2 protein-coding genes are annotated in these 1,443 nt (G+C 46.7%); both read left to right on the top strand.

The window, feature by feature from the left end; all coding sequences use genetic code 11:
• A partial coding sequence (locus A3757_RS27035; protein ID WP_068740124.1) for an ACP S-malonyltransferase occupies positions 1 to 402 on the top strand: 402 nt, incomplete at its 5' end.
• Positions 403 to 463: 61 nt separating this feature from the next.
• Positions 464 to 1,210, top strand: a complete 747-nt coding sequence (fabG, locus tag A3757_RS19410) for a 3-oxoacyl-ACP reductase FabG (RefSeq protein ID WP_068506760.1) — start codon at positions 464 to 466, stop codon at positions 1,208 to 1,210.
• The last annotated feature ends 233 nt before the right edge of the window (positions 1,211 to 1,443 follow it).

The raw sequence follows: 1,443 nt of genomic DNA, 5'->3' as shown, positions 1-1,443 counted from the left end.
ATGGCTATCGCAAAAGAAAAAGGCGCTCGTCGTACTGCGAAGCTTCCTGTAAGTGTTCCTTGCCATTGTGACTTGTTACAGCCTGCAGGTGAAGAGTTGGCAAATGCAATGTCGAAACTGACATTTAAAGAACCCGGTATTCCTATTGTGCAAAATGTGAATGCTCAGGTAGCCACAAACCTGGAAGAGCTAAAGACAAATTTATTGGCTCATTTGCATAGCCCCGTACTTTGGTCACAATCGGTCACTAAGCTGATTGAGCTAGGTGCCGACACTTTCGTTGAATGTGGTCCTGGTAAGGTGCTAGCGGGCTTAAATAAACGAATTGATAAAACGGTTAACACGATGGCTATGTCAGACGTGAGTAGTCTTGAAAAAGTAGTTTCCGGTTTATCAGATTAAACATGCTGTATAGGGTGCGCGGTGCGCACCAAGTTAAAATACCAAAATAAAGAACAGGAAAATGGCAATGGAAAAGAAGGTGGCGTTAGTCACGGGCGCAAGCCGTGGAATAGGTCAGGCGATTGCTAAAGAGTTGGCCATGGATGAGTCCTTAACGGTTATTGGTACTGCCACAACAGAAGATGGTGCCTCGTCAATTTCGCATTATTTCTCAAAGTGGGGCTTGGACGGTGACGGCATTAAGATGGATGTGTCAGACCCAGAGTCGGTCACAGAAGGCATCAAACAGGTCACTCAAGCTTATGGTCCGCCTTTGATCGTTGTAAATAACGCCGGCATTACCCGTGATGGTTTGTTGATGCGTATGAAAGAAGAAGATTGGGATAATGTCTTGAACACCAACTTGAGCTCGATTTACAGAGTCTCAAAGGCAGCGCTCCGAGGCATGACTAAGGCGCGCTGGGGACGAATTATTAACGTTAGCTCTGTTGTTGCGCAAATGGGCAATGCAGGCCAGGCAAACTATTGTGCTGCCAAGGCAGGCATAGAGGGCTTTAGCCGCTCTTTGGCAAAAGAGATTAGTGGGCGAGGCATTACAGTTAACTCAGTGGCTCCGGGTTTCATTGAGACGAGCATGACAGAAGAGCTTTCCGATACCGTAAAAGCGAGTATGTTGGCGACAATACCGATGCAGCGCTTGGGGCAGCCCGAAGAAGTGGCTTCGGTAGTAGGGTTTTTGGCATCTCAGCAAGCAAGTTATATTACTGGTGAAACGATCCATGTAAACGGTGGGATGTTTATGGGCTAAAACGGGAATATCCCGAATTTGTCCTGTTGTTATTCCGGTAGCATCTCGAATTTGTCCTGTTGTTATTCCGGTAGTACCCCGAATCAGTCTTTTCGTCATCCCGGTAGTGTTTGAGCCGGGAGCCATAAGGTTAAGACTTGGATGGATTCCCTCTCAAAATACTGCGTGAATGAGGGTAGGGTATGGTGGTTCCCATGTATTTGGCCGAAATACTATTTTTTGGTGGCCTGATT

It is taken from the genome of Oleiphilus sp. HI0117 (genome assembly GCF_001635235.1).
The sequence above is the reverse complement of the archived record's forward strand: the minus strand, read 5'-3'. Positions and strand labels throughout refer to the sequence as shown.

Excerpts from the sequence above, each read along its gene's own strand:
- fabG (WP_068506760.1), top strand. The coding sequence starts at position 464 with ATGGCAATGGAAAAGAAGGTGGCGTTAGTCACGGGCGCAAGCCGTGGA.